The following is a 14,148-nucleotide window of genomic DNA, read 5'->3' as shown; positions in this document are numbered from 1 at the left end:
CTATAGGGCTTAGAGGCAAATGTCATAAGGCAGATCGTCCATGAAGGCAAAGAACGCCTTCAAGGCCGCTCCGCCTTATGCCAACCGCCTCTGAGCGAAGCCCCTCCGCTTTTCTACCCGCAGGCTTGCCGAGGAGGCTCACGGGCTACCCGCGGAAAGCGTAGTCTTGCACGGAAATCATTAGCGGTATTAAGAACCTACACTTCTATTGTTCGGCTTTACATCGTGGCATTTTAGTTTTGTCCCATGCTCATTTTTTTGAAAAAGGAAGTCCAAAAGGCTTGGAAGGTCCGCTCTATCTGCCCCCATTTGGCTTCAAACCTTATAAATATTCACTCGTTTTAACAGAGAAATAAAAAATCCTTGCTATTATTTTATTTTTTTCCCAAAAAGGTCTAGAATAGAGAGTAGAGTTGTATGCGCTTTACAGAATGGTAGGAATCACATATTGAATTTATACGAGGTATTATCGTATGATATTAGTAGCTAGTCATAATTTTTTAAACTATAAGAGGGGTGTCAACCGTGTTAAAAATTCAAGAAATTCGTGAAATAATCAAACTTGTAAGTCATTCTAGTGTTGATGAGTTTACATACGAACATGAGGGTTCGAAAATAAAACTTAAAAAGAGCAATGGTGTTACAGTAGCTGCGCAGCCGCAAGTTACTCAAGCAGTGGAAGAAGTGAAACCTGCAGCTCAAGCGGTACAACAGGCTCCTGCACCTGTACAGGAGGCAGCTCCTTCTGTAAATACAGAAGAAAAAGAAGCTCCACAAGCAAAAGAAGATTCAAACCTACATAAAATCACGTCTCCTATGGTAGGGACGTTCTATCAATCTTCCTCTCCAGAAGCAGGTCCATATGTTAAGGTGGGGGATAAAGTCGATGAAAGTTCTGTCGTATGTATCGTAGAAGCGATGAAACTATTTAATGAGATTGAAGCGGAAGTAAAAGGTGAAATTACTGAAATCTTAGTAAAAGACGGTCAATTAGTTGAATATGGACAGCCGTTATTCTTGGTCAAACCTGAATAAGGAGCGGAAATAGATATGATAAAAAAGGTATTAATCGCCAATCGAGGAGAAATTGCGGTACGTATTATTCGTGCATGCCGAGATTTAGGCATCGAAAGTGTAGCCGTTTATTCTGAAGCAGATAAAGAAGCCCTTCATGTTCAATTAGCAGATGAAGCGTATTGTATTGGGCCGACTGCATCGAAAGACAGCTACCTAAACTTTACAAACATCATTAGCGTGGCAAAACTGACAGATTGTGATGCCATTCACCCAGGTTACGGATTTTTAGCCGAGAACTCTGACTTTGCAGACCTATGCCGCGATTGCAACATCATCTTCATTGGTCCTTCACCAGAAGCGATCTCGAAGATGGGTACAAAAGACGTGGCTCGTGAAACCATGAGGGAAGCGGGTGTTCCCATTGTGCCCGGCTCAAAAGGGATCGTGAAAGATGCAGAAGATGCTGTACAGCTTGCGGAATCCATGGGATATCCCGTTATCATTAAAGCTACTGCTGGTGGCGGTGGGAAAGGGATCCGTGTTGCGAAAAGCCAGGAAGAGCTTGTTAAAGGAGTAACGATCACTCAGCAAGAAGCCATGACTGCATTCGGTAACCCTGGTGTTTACATTGAAAAATTCATTGAAGACTTCAGGCATGTGGAAATCCAGGTGCTGGCTGATAATTTCGGAAACGTGATCCATCTTGGAGAACGTGACTGTACGATTCAGCGCCGCCTTCAAAAACTGATCGAAGAAACACCGTCACCTGCTTTAACAGAAGAAATTCGTGTTAAAATGGGGGAAGCGGCAGTAAAAGCAGCCAAAGCGGTTGATTATACTGGTGCCGGCACGGTAGAATTTATCTATGATTACGTTAATCAAACATTCTACTTTATGGAAATGAATACCCGTATTCAAGTAGAGCACCCTGTAACAGAACAGGTAACAGGAGTTGATTTGATCAAAGAGCAGATTCTCGTGGCATCAGGAGAAAAGCTTTCTCTTACACAAGAAGAAGTAACGTTCACTGGTTGGGCCATTGAATGCCGTATTAATGCAGAGAATCCAGAGAAGAATTTCATGCCTTCAGCGGGCCGGATTGAAATGTATCTTCCACCAGGCGGGATTGGCGTAAGAATCGACTCAGCCGCATATCCTGGATATATGATCCCTCCATATTACGATAGTATGATTGCCAAAGTGATTACCTATGGAGCGACACGTGAAGAGGCCATTTCAAGAATGAAACGCGCTCTAAGTGAATTTGTCGTTGAAGGTATACACACAACCATTCCGTTCCATCTGAAACTATTAGAACATGAAACCTTTGTTGGTGGAGAATTTAATACGAAATTCTTAGAGAAATATGAAGTAATGAAATCCTAGTGTGAATTCAGGAGGTGCCTTAAATGGCGGAAAATCAAAACCTTTTACAAATGTCTCACGGTAAAGACGGTCTTGGGAAGATTGAAATCGCACCTGAAGTGATTGAAGTAATTGCAGGTATCGCCGCTTCAGAAGTTGAAGGCGTATCACAAATGCGTGGGAACTTTGCGACAGGTGTCGTCGAGCGTCTCGGAAAGAAAAACCACGGTAAAGGTGTAAAAGTGGAGCTGGCTGAGGAAGGAATCATCGTGGATGTCTACTGCATCATGAAATTCGGCGTAGCGATTCCGACGGTTGCCCAGAAAATTCAGGATAACATTCGTCAAGCCCTGTTGAACATGACTGCTCTTGAAGCAGACGAAGTGAATGTTCATATCGTAGGCGTTCAATTTGAAAATCAAAAGTTTGAAGCTGAAATTGAAGACGAAATGTAATGGGGGAACGGTCCTTTAGGGGGCCGTTCTTTTTTTGTGCCTGGGGTTGTGTTTAGATTGGTTTTTTTTGTAAAACGGCTGGATTATTGCGTAAATCGGCCGGATTATTACCTGGAATGGCTGGATTCCTAAAGGTTTCGGCCGGATTTTTCATCAAAACGGCTGGAATTATTGAAATTTCGTCCGGATTCTTCTGATGGGGGCCAGCAAAGCCCCTCCGCTTTTCGATTGTCCAGCTCCGGGGCTTAGAGGCTCGAGGTCATAAGCCAAACCTGCCAAAAAGGCAAAGAACGCCTTTCTGACAGGTTCGTCTTATGCTTGTCGCCTCTGGGCAAAGCCCCTCCGCTTTTCTGTCAGAATATTGATTTTTTTACATAGACGTGCGTATTGCCCTTAGTTTGTGCTATTATCAAAGGTATGAAAATTGATGGATTAAAAGGAGTAAATATAAGATGAAGAGAAGAGTTGCTCGTGAAAAAGCCTTACAAGCGTTATTTCAAATAGATATGAGTGGGATTGAGCCGGATGTTGCATTAACCAATGTGCTGGAGGAAGAGGAGAAGATGGATGCCTATCTTCAACAGATTGTTCTCGGGTTTATCGAGAATCAGGAACGTATCGATGGGCACATTCGTGAAAACCTTGAGAAATGGTCATTTGACCGATTGGCAAAAGTAGATCGTAATATTCTGCGTTTAGGAGTGTATGAACTGCTGTTTGTGGAAGATGTTCCGAATAAAGTAGTCATTAACGAAGCGGTTGAAATTGCAAAGATCTTTGGAGATGATCAATCCAGCAAGTTTATCAATGGTGTTCTTTCAAAGGTAAGTCAATCTTAACAATGTTAGGGGGGCGAGTGGAATGACAGCTTCTATAATTGATGGCAAACTCATTGCAGGTCATTATCGTGAACAATTAAAAAGTCAGATCGGGGAGCTGGAGAAAAAGGGTATCACTCCAGGCTTGGCTGTTATCCTGGTAGGGGATAACCATGCTTCTCATTCATATGTCAAAATGAAGAGAAAAGCGTGCAGTAATCTTGGCATTCATTCAGAGCTCTATCAATATGAATCCAGTTTGACTCAAGACGAACTGCTGAATAAAATAGAAGAGTTAAATGAACAGAGCCATATCCATGGAATTCTAGTTCAACTGCCTCTCCCTGAGCATATTGATCCAATAACCGTGATTGAAAAGATTTCTCCATCTAAAGATGTGGACGGATTTCATCCCGTTTCGATCGGGAAAATGGTCACAAATCAAGATACCTTCTATTCCTGTACGCCGCTTGGAATCATGAAGATGCTTGAATATGAAAACATCTCAGTAGAAGGTAAACACGTCGTGATTTTAGGAAGAAGTAACATTGTTGGAAAGCCGGCAGGCCACTTATTCTTGAATCGTAATGCGACGGTTACGTATTGTCATTCGAAGACAAAGAATATGTCATCATACACAAAGCAAGCTGATATTATCGTATCTGCAGTAGGAAAGGCGAATTTAATCGGCGCAGAAGATATTAAGTCTGGAGCCGTCGTCATTGACGTCGGAATGAACCGTGATGAAAACGGCGGACTTTGTGGAGATGTGAATTTTTCAGAAGTGAAGGAAAAGGCTGGGAAAATCACACCTGTTCCTGGTGGTGTCGGTCCTATGACCATTGCGATGTTACTGTACAATACAGTGAAATCTGCAGAATGGGCCGCTCGGAATCGCCAAAACCGCTAAAAAATAGTACACTATAGGTAACATAAAACGGAAAGGGACAGCAAATCGCTGGTCCCTTTCCGTATTCCTACATATAAAAGCCTTTACAAATTGCAAGAAACAAAGGAGTCTCTTGAGCATGGAACTTGATCAATCACGTTATTTAACGGTACAAGCTCTGACAAAATACATAAAACGCAAATTCGATAGGGATCCCCATTTATCCAATCTATTCGTACGGGGGGAAATCTCTAATTTCAAAAGACATTCAAGCGGCCATATGTACTTTACCTTAAAAGACGAAAAAGCCCGTATCTTGTCTGTCATGTTTTCAAGTAATAACCAATCCATGAAATTCAGACCTGAAAATGGGATGAATGTGTTGATTCGGGGGGATGTCTCTGTCTATGAATCGGGTGGTCAATATCAGATTTATGTAAAAGAAATGCAGCCTGACGGAATCGGTGAGCTATATCTGGCCTATGAGCAACTGAAAGAAAAGCTCGAAAAAGCAGGTTATTTTGATCAAAGCCGAAAACGGATGATTCCTAAGTTTCCAAAGCGAATCGCCGTTGTTACCTCCCCTACAGGTGCTGCGATCAGAGACATTATCACAACCATCAAAAGAAGATATCCCATTGGAGAAATCCTCGTTTTTCCTGCTTTGGTTCAAGGGGAGCAAGCGGCAGGATCAATTGCCGGAGCAATAAGAAAGGTAAACGATCAGGGAGATATAGATGTAGTGATTATCGGCCGTGGCGGTGGTTCGATTGAAGAATTATGGGCGTTTAACGAAGAGATCGTGGCCAAAGCCGTCGTTGAGTCAATCGTTCCAGTTATTTCTGCTGTCGGACATGAAACAGACTTTACGATCGCTGACTTTGTAGCCGACCTAAGAGCCCCTACACCAACAGCTGCGGGAGAATTAGCGGTCCCCCACATTGATGATTTGCTGGAAAGAATCATGAATCGGAAATTACGACTGATCAAAGCGTTCAAGACTAAGCTTCAAAGTGAGCGCAGCCGTTTAAATAGTTTAACTAAGTCCTACGCTTTAAGAAATCCGCGTAATCTGTATCAACAAAAAATTGAAACCGTCGACCGTCTGACCGACCAGCTTCAGAAAAGCATAAGCTTGCATGTGAGACAAAACCGTGACCAATTAACCCGGCTTCACTCAAGACTTCAACGTGTGCATCCTTCACAACTCATTACCATTCAACACGAGAGAGTCTTATTTATGAAGTCGAGGGTAGAAAAGCAATTTAAGCAGGTACTGAAAGAAAAGAACAATCGTTTCAGTTCTTCCCTGTCTACCTTGCATGCCCTCAGTCCTTTAAAGATCATGGACAGGGGATACAGCCTGGTTTATCAGGATGATGATACATTGATCAAATCATCCAGGCAAGTCAAAGCTGGTGACCGTCTCGAGATAAATGTCAGGGATGGAAAAATACATTGCGAAGTTGAATCCGTTGAGGAGCGTGAAAATAATGGCAAAGTCTAAAGAAGAACTATCATTTGAAACAGCTATGGAACAACTGGAAGAAATTGTTGAGAAATTAGAAGAGGGAGAAGTTCCTTTGGAGAAAGCGTTAGAGTTCTATCAAAAAGGAATGGATCTTTCGAAATACTGTCATGATACGTTGCAAAAAGCAGAAAACCAATTAACGAAAATGATGACAGATGAAGGGGAAAAAGCCTTCGATCTGGATAAGGAGGAATAAAGGGTGAATCCTCTCGTTGATCTGAAAGAATTTCAACAACAGCATGGAGAATTGATTACCAATCATATGGTCGAGACTGTAGACAGCCTTTCCATGCCCTCTAACTTGAAAAGAGCAATCATCTATTCTTTGCAAGCAGGAGGAAAGAGAATTCGTCCCATCCTCCTTTTGGCAACGATCAAAGCTTTTAACAAGGACCCATTACTCGGGTTGAACACTGCTTCTGCCCTCGAAATGATTCATACCTATTCCTTGATTCATGACGACCTTCCTTCCATGGATGATGACGATTTGAGAAGAGGGAAGCCGACCAATCATAAAATGTTTGGGGAAGCGATGGCGATTTTAGCCGGCGACGGTTTGCTAACCTACAGTTTTCAACTGGTTGCAGAGGACAAGGGCCTTACAAATGATAACAAGATCAGGCTCATCGGTCTTTTAGCAAAGTGTGCGGGACCCGAAGGCATGGTTGGGGGACAAGTAGCGGATATTGAAGGGGAAAATAAGAAGCTTACTGTTAGAGAACTCGAAAGCATTCATGAGCATAAAACAGGTAAGTTACTGATGTTTAGTGTATTAGCAGGCGGGATCATCTCTGAGGCGCCGGAAGAGCAGCTGCAATTACTTGAGCAATTTGCTTATCATATTGGCCTTGCCTTTCAAATCCAGGATGACATTCTTGATATTGAGGGCTCCGAAGAAATTATTGGAAAGCCAGTGGGGAGCGACGAATCCAAACGTAAGAGTACATATCCAAGTCTCTTAACGATAGGAGGAGCGAAGGAAAAGCTTCAATTCCACTTGAAAGAAGCGTTATCCTCACTCGATCAAATGACAATTGATTCCAGTCTCCTTTCCGAAATTGCCCAATTAATCGTTGCCCGGAATCATTAAAACCATTCTATGTTTGAGCAAATTATTTAACATATGTTATAATACGTTTATAATAAAATTTTGGGTGGTGCAGTATTCTAGTCAGTCCACCAATCCTGAAGGTGGGCCTAAAAATCCACTAAAGGGCACATCGATGAAGTTCCTGGAATTGGCTTGAGGCGCCCAGCTTTGGGTCATATCTGGGAGTAAGGCTTGAGGGCGATCCACAATGGCATGTGGGCGTTGACCCTCAAGCCGCGGAGGCTTTGTTTCTTATGCTGGCATAAGCATATGCAATAAGGACAAAGTATGAACCTGCGATGTGATGATTCACTAGCAGCGTAGCCTGCCTTGAGTGAAGAGTGAGGGGATTATGGTTACAAGGTACACATCAGTTGGCCATTGATATGTGCTTTTTCGCCCATATGAAATCCTCTTTGCAAAAGAGGCTAAGGATTGCGTTAAGGACTGTTGAGGAAAACTCCTAGACTGTTCATAATTGGACATATAAAGAGGATTATAGTGCGGACTAAGTGGTAATCCAGTCTAGCTTGTGGTGACGCGGCTAAGTCGGGTTTAAAGGGAAACCGCCGGTATGGCAACATCCGGTACCTGATTGGGAAAACCTACTGGACCTAAGCTGCAATTTTTACTCTTTATATGACCATCCAATTACATAGTATAGATGATATTTACACAATAGAAACGGTGTGTTTAAACGATAATGAATGAAACAATGAAAAACTCAATAAAGTGGAGTGTCAGCATTGCCGTTATCACATTTGTGTTAGCGGCTATTTTTTCAGTTACATCCAATATGGTTTTAAATGGAGTCGCGTGGTATACAGGACTGGTTGTTGTGTTAATCATCGTCTTTATCGGGATCTTCTTTGATATGCTGGGAATTGCTGCAACGGCTGCTGATGAAACACCCTTTCATGCCATGGCGGCTAAAAAAGTTTACGGTGCACGATACTCGATCAAAATCGTTCGGAACGCCGATCGGTTTGCAAGCTTTTGTAATGACGTAATCGGTGACATTTCAGGGATAATAAGTGGTACTGCGTCAGCGATTGTCATCATTCAACTTGCCGTCTCTTTTCAGCTTGAAGGAGGCTCTTTGAGAGAATATATTGTAAGTGTAACATTGACAAGTATCATTGCATCCCTAACCGTAGGAGGCAAAGCGCTTGGAAAAACGTTTGCTATCACCTATTCTAAGGATATAATATTTAGAGTTGGTAAAGTTCTACAATTTTTTGAAGATCGATTTCACATCACATTGATTAAAGATAAAAAAGATAAAAGCAAGAAAAAACGTTACAAGCGTGCGAAACAAAATATTTAGTGATGAAAGTGAGTGGACCCCATGGATTTATTATCAATAAAGGAGCCTTCTTTTCTTAAAAAGATGTCAAATGAACAATTAGAAGAGCTCAGTCAAGAGATTCGCCATTTCTTAATAAAGAATTTATCTAAGACTGGCGGTCATATTGGTCCAAACTTAGGGGTGGTCGAATTAACAGTTGCCCTTCATAAGCATTTCTCAAGTCCCAAAGATAAAATCATTTGGGATGTTGGTCATCAGTCGTATGTACATAAGATCTTGACTGGCCGTGCCTGTCAGTTTGATACATTGCGACAATACAAAGGGTTATGCGGTTTCCCTAAACGCAATGAAAGCGAGCATGATGTATGGGAAACGGGTCATAGCTCTACTTCACTATCCGCAGCCATGGGTATGGCAATCGCCAGGGATGTCAAAAAAGAAGATTCATTCATCATCCCTGTGATCGGGGATGGTGCCTTAACGGGCGGTATGGCACTCGAGGCACTCAACCACATTGGTCATGAAAAGAAAGATATGATCGTCGTTCTAAATGATAATGAAATGTCCATTGCCCCTAACGTAGGAGCCCTTCACAGTGTTCTTGGCCGATTGCGCACTGCCGGTAAGTACAACTGGGTGAAGGATGAAATGGAATATATCCTTAAACGAATCCCTGCTGTCGGAGGCAAACTGGCAAGTACTGCAGAGCGGGTGAAAGACAGCTTAAAGTATTTATTTGTTTCAGGTATGTTCTTTGAAGAATTAGGATTTACCTATCTTGGGCCAATCGATGGCCACGATTATAATGATCTATCTGAGAACATTCAGTATGCGAAGAAAACAAAAGGACCCGTTCTTTTACACGTTATAACGAAAAAAGGTAAAGGGTTTCATCCTGCTGAATCAGACAAGCAGGGCACATGGCATGGTACAGGTCCATACAAGATTGACACAGGAGACCTGATTAAACCTATAAATGCACCACCTTCCTGGAGTGGGCTTGTAAGTGAGACCGTCAGAAAGGTCGCTCGTGAGGACGAACGAATTGTCGCGATCACTCCAGCCATGCCGGTAGGGTCCAAACTGCTTGGATTTGCTGAAGAATTCCCCGATCGAATGTTTGATGTAGGGATTGCCGAGCAGCATGCCACTACTGTTGCAGCGGGTCTTGCTACCCAGGATATGAAGCCATTCCTGGCCATTTATTCAACATTCCTTCAAAGAGCGTACGACCAAGTGGTTCACGATATTTGCCGACAAAATTTAAATGTTTTCATCGGGATTGACCGTGCCGGCTTAGTCGGTGCCGATGGTGAAACGCATCAGGGTGTATTTGATATCGCCTTTTTAAGGCATCTACCGAATATGGTGATTATGATGCCGAAGGACGAGAACGAGGGCCAACATCTTGTCAATACGGCTCTTCAGTATAATGATGGACCAATTGCGTTACGTTATCCTCGTGGGAATGGATATGGAGTGCCGATGGATCCAGAGCTTAACACGATTCCGATAGGAACATGGGAAATCTTGAAACAAGGAACGGATGCGGCGATCTTGACCTTTGGCACCACCATCCCGATGGCAATGGAAGCGGCTGCTGACCTTGAAAAGCAGGGACTTTCCGTTCGGGTTGTAAACGCACGGTTCATCAAACCGATGGACGAGAAAATGCTCAAAAGTATCCTGGAAGAAGAAATGCCTGTGTTGACAATCGAAGAGGCTGTGCTTCAAGGCGGCTTTGGAAGTGGTGTTCTTGAGTTTGCACAGGAACAAGGCTTCCATGACGCCGTGATTGACCGCATCGGTATTCCTGATTACTTCATCGAGCATGGAAGCGTGAAGGAACTATTGAACGAAATCGGCATGACCAAAGAAAACGTAGTGGATCGCATTTTAACGATCACACCAAAAAAACAAAAAAGGGCTTAATGATGAAAGTAAAAAAACAACGTGTAGACGTACTTCTGGTAGAACGAGGATTAATTGAAACAAGAGAAAAAGCTAAACGGGCTGTCATGGCGGGGCTTGTTTATTCCAATGAAATGAGATTGGACAAGGCCGGAGAAAAAGTAAGTGAAAATATCCCCCTTACGATCAAGGGGAAAGTGATTCCCTATGTGAGCCGTGGTGGCTTAAAGCTGGAAAAAGCTTTACAAGTGTTTGATGTAGACGTAAAGGATAAAGTGATGATTGATATCGGGGCGTCTACGGGAGGATTTACCGATTGTGCTCTGCAAAACGGGGCAAAGATGTCCTATGCCCTTGATGTAGGGTACAATCAGCTTGCCTGGAAGCTTAGACAGGATGAGAGGGTCGTCGTGATGGAAAGAACCAACTTCCGCTACGTCACCCCAACCGATTTACAAGGAGAAATGCCGAGTTTCGCATCCATTGATGTGTCTTTTATTTCTCTTTCTCTTATCTTACCTGTCTTAAAAACACTGTTAGTGCCTGGTGGAGATTGTATCGCTTTAATCAAGCCGCAGTTCGAAGCAGGTAAGAACCAAGTAGGGAAAAAAGGAATAGTAAGGGACCCGGCCGTCCATAAGATGGTGATCGAGAAGATTATGACACTGGCTACCAAAGAAGGCTATCATATCGCCGGTTTGTCTTATTCTCCTATTACGGGAGGAGATGGGAATATCGAATTTCTGATTCATCTGAAATGGTCCGGGGATGCTAGTGAAGGGGAATCTTTCTTAACCACTACGCCGGATGAGGTTATTGAGGAAGCTCATCATCAGTTAAAAGCGAATACACAATAAGGAATGGGCTGCTCTTCTTGGAAGAGTGGCTTTTTTTATGTGTCTATGGCAAACGGGATGGTTTTGAAAATAAAATTCTATTTTTGAAAATAAGTGGTTTAGTTTTGAAAATAAAATGGGGAAATTGAAAATAATAAATGGTATCATTCTAAATTGATGTATGTTTAACCCCTCCTGAGCAGCAATTGATCGATTTTTTACCTCATTTTGTTGAAATTACCCCTATCTGCAACTGAAATGGGGTAAATAGCAAATAACTTCACTTGAAAAATTCCGAAATATGCTTGTCGGGCCTAACTGTGCGCCTCCGCTTTTCATTGTCTAGCTTCAGGGGCTTGGGGCTCGAGGTCATAAGTCAAGTAACCCAAAAAGGCAAAAAACGCCTTTCAGGTTTACTCGCCTTATGCTAGTCGCCCCAGAACGAGCCCCTTCCGCTTTTCTTTTTTATTGTACTTCCATACAAAATAGGCTAACATAAGCGTAGAGGTATATTTATACAGGTTTTAATCAAATGTAAGAGGTGTATGTTCTATGATGAACAAAGGGCAAAGACATATTAAAATAAGAGAAATCATTACGAATAGAGATGTGGAAACACAGGATGAGTTAGTGGAAAGCCTTAAAAATGCAGGATTTAATGTGACCCAGGCTACCGTGTCGAGGGATATTAAAGAATTGCATTTAGTTAAAGTGCCGTTGATGGATGGGAGATACAAATATAGTTTGCCTGCTGATCAGCGCTTTAATCCCCTGCAAAAACTTAAGCGTACCCTGACGGATGCGTTTGTCAAAGTGGACCAAGCCGGGCATATGCTGGTCATGAAGACTCTACCTGGTAATGCTAATGCGATCGGTGCTTTAATTGATAACTTGGACTGGGAAGAGATTTTAGGGACGATTTGTGGAGATGACACATGTTTGATCATCTGCCGCACTGAAGAAGAGACGAAGATTGTTTCAGAACGTTTTTTAGATATGCTTTAAATTGCAGAATCAAAAATAAAATTAATGGGCTGTATGTAAGGCAGCCCTTCATACAAAATCCAATAGGAAGCTTTTCTTTTAAATTGTTTGAGGGAAAAGTTCCTTTTTATTTGAGGTGAATGTTTTGCTACAAGAACTATCAATCAAAAATTTCGCCATAATCGAATCCCTCTCTCTTTCCTTTGAAGAAGGTCTGACCGTTTTATCAGGTGAGACTGGTGCAGGTAAGTCGATTATCATTGATGCCATTCATTTACTGGTTGGTGGAAGAGGATCCTCAGAATACGTGCGGCATGGGGAGAAAAAGGCTGAAATTGAAGGGTTATTTATTCTTGATAATGAAACTCATCCTTGCTTTCTTAAAGCAGCGAGCTTCGGGATAGAGATCGAAGAAGGAATGATCATTCTTCGACGGGATATCTCGAGCAGTGGAAAAAGTGTTTGCAGAATCAATGGTAAGCTCGTGACGATTGCGATTATGAGGGAAATCGGGGCTTCACTTATTGATATACATGGACAGCATGAGCATCAAGAACTGATGAATGAAAGCCTGCATCTTTCCTTACTGGATCAATTTGGAGGGAAAGAGATTGCTTCTGGTCTCTCGAGTTACGGGGAAGTATATAAAGAGTACCTTTCCATTTATAAGCAGCTTAACAGGCTCAATGAGAACGAGCAGGAGATGGCGCATCGTTTGGATCTGATTCAGTTTCAGCTGAAAGAAATTCATGATGCAAACCTGCAATTAAATGAAGATGATGAGCTGCAGGAAGAGAAAAGGAAGCTTATGAACTTTGAAAAGCTTTTTGAGGCGTTGCAGACGTCCTATGACAGCATTCAAGGTGAGAGAAAAGGGCTTGACTGGACTGGACTTGCTATGAGTCATCTCGAGACAGCTGCAGAAGTGGATTCTCAATATGAAAAGACTCTGGAATCTGTTTCGAATGCTTTTTATATGCTTGAAGACGCTGCTCACCAAGTAAGGGGAGAGTTAGATCAGCTGGAATTTGAACCAAACCGTTTGGATCTCATTGAGGCGAGACTGAATGAGATTAACGGTTTAAAGAGAAAGTATGGTTCTTCTGTAGAAGAAATTCTGGCATATAGTTCAAAGATCGAAGAAGAAATTGAAACCATCATGAACAAAGATTCACATGTGGAACATTTACAAAGCAAATTACAATCACTCGAGAAAGATTTATCATTAGAGGCGAAAAATCTGTCGCAGACAAGAAAGCAGTGGGCGAAAAAATTAACTGCAAGTATTCATGAGCAGCTAAAGCAACTTTATATGGATAAAACGAAATTTGAAGTTCGCTTTGTGAAAAGTGGAGAAAATGAATCGTTTTCCTTTCAGCATTTTAAAAAGGATGGTTGGGACACAGTGGAGTTTTACATATCCACCAATCCAGGGGAGCCTTTAAAGCCGTTATCCAAAGTTGCTTCAGGTGGGGAGCTTTCCCGCATTATGTTAGCTATGAAGACGATCTTTTCAAAGCACCAGGGAATTACCTCCATCATTTTTGATGAGGTCGATACAGGAGTAAGTGGAAGAGTCGCACAGGCGATCGCTGAAAAAATTTATCAGGTCGCCATTCATTCCCAGGTGATGTGTATATCTCACTTACCGCAAGTAGCTGCAATGGCAGATTGTCACTTGTTTATTTCGAAAAAACTTTCAGGCGGCAGAACGAGTACAATGGTTAAACGTCTTCGAGAGAAGGAAAAGATCAAAGAAATCTCCAGGATGATTTCAGGAGTGGAAATTACAGATTTAACATTGGAACACGCAAAGGAATTGTTGCAATTAGCAGGATCCATAAAAGAAACATGAAAAGCTATCCAATTGGGGTAGCTTTTTTTCATGATTACCAGTTATAAATGTGGCTTATAAAGGCAAAATTAAAACTGTAGCCAATAGT

The 14,148-nt window shown here is 42.2% G+C and carries 13 protein-coding genes; all 13 read left to right on the top strand.

The features are described from left to right. Nucleotides 1–525: 525 nt before the first annotated feature. On the top strand, nucleotides 526–1,035 hold the full coding sequence (gene accB, locus AAEM60_RS14905) for an acetyl-CoA carboxylase biotin carboxyl carrier protein (protein WP_341356581.1): 510 nt from the start codon (nucleotides 526–528) through the stop codon (nucleotides 1,033–1,035). A 15-nt stretch (nucleotides 1,036–1,050) separates the two neighbouring features. After that, on the top strand, nucleotides 1,051–2,403 hold the full coding sequence (accC, locus tag AAEM60_RS14900) for an acetyl-CoA carboxylase biotin carboxylase subunit (RefSeq protein WP_299738302.1): 1,353 nt from the start codon (nucleotides 1,051–1,053) through the stop codon (nucleotides 2,401–2,403). Between the two features lie 23 nt (nucleotides 2,404–2,426). After that, nucleotides 2,427–2,837, top strand: a complete 411-nt coding sequence (locus AAEM60_RS14895; RefSeq protein WP_034758025.1) for an Asp23/Gls24 family envelope stress response protein — start codon at nucleotides 2,427–2,429, stop codon at nucleotides 2,835–2,837. A gap of 452 nt (nucleotides 2,838–3,289) precedes the next feature. Then, a complete protein-coding gene (nusB, locus tag AAEM60_RS14890) occupies nucleotides 3,290–3,676 on the top strand; it encodes a transcription antitermination factor NusB (RefSeq protein ID WP_299738299.1) in 387 nt (128 codons plus the stop codon). Nucleotides 3,677–3,698: 22 nt separating this feature from the next. Further along, nucleotides 3,699–4,565, top strand: a complete 867-nt coding sequence (folD, locus tag AAEM60_RS14885; protein WP_299738297.1) for a bifunctional methylenetetrahydrofolate dehydrogenase/methenyltetrahydrofolate cyclohydrolase FolD — start codon at nucleotides 3,699–3,701, stop codon at nucleotides 4,563–4,565. 118 nt (nucleotides 4,566–4,683) lie between these two features. Beyond that, nucleotides 4,684–6,051, top strand: coding sequence for an exodeoxyribonuclease VII large subunit (gene xseA / locus AAEM60_RS14880; RefSeq protein WP_299738295.1), 1,368 nt, complete (start codon nucleotides 4,684–4,686; stop codon nucleotides 6,049–6,051). Beyond that, entirely contained in the window at nucleotides 6,038–6,271 is a 234-nt protein-coding gene (xseB, locus tag AAEM60_RS14875; protein WP_299738293.1) for an exodeoxyribonuclease VII small subunit, read from the top strand. The genes xseA and xseB overlap by 14 nt, the downstream gene beginning before the upstream one ends. Before the next feature lie 21 nt (nucleotides 6,272–6,292). Further along, nucleotides 6,293–7,165: a polyprenyl synthetase family protein gene (locus AAEM60_RS14870; protein WP_341358005.1), complete on the top strand. Its 873-nt coding sequence runs from the start codon at nucleotides 6,293–6,295 to the stop codon at nucleotides 7,163–7,165. 703 nt (nucleotides 7,166–7,868) lie between these two features. Further along, nucleotides 7,869–8,492: a hypothetical protein gene (locus tag AAEM60_RS14865; RefSeq protein WP_299738291.1), complete on the top strand. Its 624-nt coding sequence runs from the start codon at nucleotides 7,869–7,871 to the stop codon at nucleotides 8,490–8,492. 21 nt (nucleotides 8,493–8,513) lie between these two features. Then, nucleotides 8,514–10,406: a 1-deoxy-D-xylulose-5-phosphate synthase gene (gene dxs / locus AAEM60_RS14860; RefSeq protein WP_341356580.1), complete on the top strand. Its 1,893-nt coding sequence runs from the start codon at nucleotides 8,514–8,516 to the stop codon at nucleotides 10,404–10,406. Nucleotides 10,407–10,408: 2 nt separating this feature from the next. After that, nucleotides 10,409–11,242 carry a TlyA family RNA methyltransferase gene (locus AAEM60_RS14855; RefSeq protein WP_341358004.1) on the top strand — a complete coding sequence of 278 codons (834 nt, stop codon included), beginning with the start codon at nucleotides 10,409–10,411 and terminating at the stop codon, nucleotides 11,240–11,242. A gap of 534 nt (nucleotides 11,243–11,776) precedes the next feature. Further along, nucleotides 11,777–12,226, top strand: coding sequence for a transcriptional regulator ArgR (gene argR / locus AAEM60_RS14850; RefSeq protein WP_044340153.1), 450 nt, complete (start codon nucleotides 11,777–11,779; stop codon nucleotides 12,224–12,226). A 124-nt stretch (nucleotides 12,227–12,350) separates the two neighbouring features. Continuing rightward, a complete protein-coding gene (recN, locus tag AAEM60_RS14845) occupies nucleotides 12,351–14,060 on the top strand; it encodes a DNA repair protein RecN (protein WP_299738286.1) in 1,710 nt (569 codons plus the stop codon). Nucleotides 14,061–14,148: the final 88 nt, after the last annotated feature.

Source organism: Rossellomorea sp. y25, from assembly GCF_038049935.1.
In the GTDB taxonomy this organism is placed as follows: domain Bacteria; phylum Bacillota; class Bacilli; order Bacillales; family Bacillaceae_B; genus Rossellomorea.
The sequence above is the reverse complement of the archived record's forward strand: the minus strand, read 5'-3'. Positions and strand labels throughout refer to the sequence as shown.

Coding starts and splice junctions, on each gene's coding strand:
- accC (WP_299738302.1), top strand. CDS start 1,051: ATGATAAAAAAGGTATTAATCGCCAATCGAGGAGAAATTGCGGTACGT.
- AAEM60_RS14895 (WP_034758025.1), top strand. CDS start 2,427: ATGGCGGAAAATCAAAACCTTTTACAAATGTCTCACGGTAAAGACGGT.
- nusB (WP_299738299.1), top strand. CDS start 3,290: ATGAAGAGAAGAGTTGCTCGTGAAAAAGCCTTACAAGCGTTATTTCAA.
- folD (WP_299738297.1), top strand. CDS start 3,699: ATGACAGCTTCTATAATTGATGGCAAACTCATTGCAGGTCATTATCGT.
- xseA (WP_299738295.1), top strand. CDS start 4,684: ATGGAACTTGATCAATCACGTTATTTAACGGTACAAGCTCTGACAAAA.
- xseB (WP_299738293.1), top strand. CDS start 6,038: ATGGCAAAGTCTAAAGAAGAACTATCATTTGAAACAGCTATGGAACAA.
- AAEM60_RS14865 (WP_299738291.1), top strand. CDS start 7,869: ATGAATGAAACAATGAAAAACTCAATAAAGTGGAGTGTCAGCATTGCC.
- dxs (WP_341356580.1), top strand. CDS start 8,514: ATGGATTTATTATCAATAAAGGAGCCTTCTTTTCTTAAAAAGATGTCA.
- AAEM60_RS14855 (WP_341358004.1), top strand. CDS start 10,409: ATGAAAGTAAAAAAACAACGTGTAGACGTACTTCTGGTAGAACGAGGA.
- argR (WP_044340153.1), top strand. CDS start 11,777: ATGAACAAAGGGCAAAGACATATTAAAATAAGAGAAATCATTACGAAT.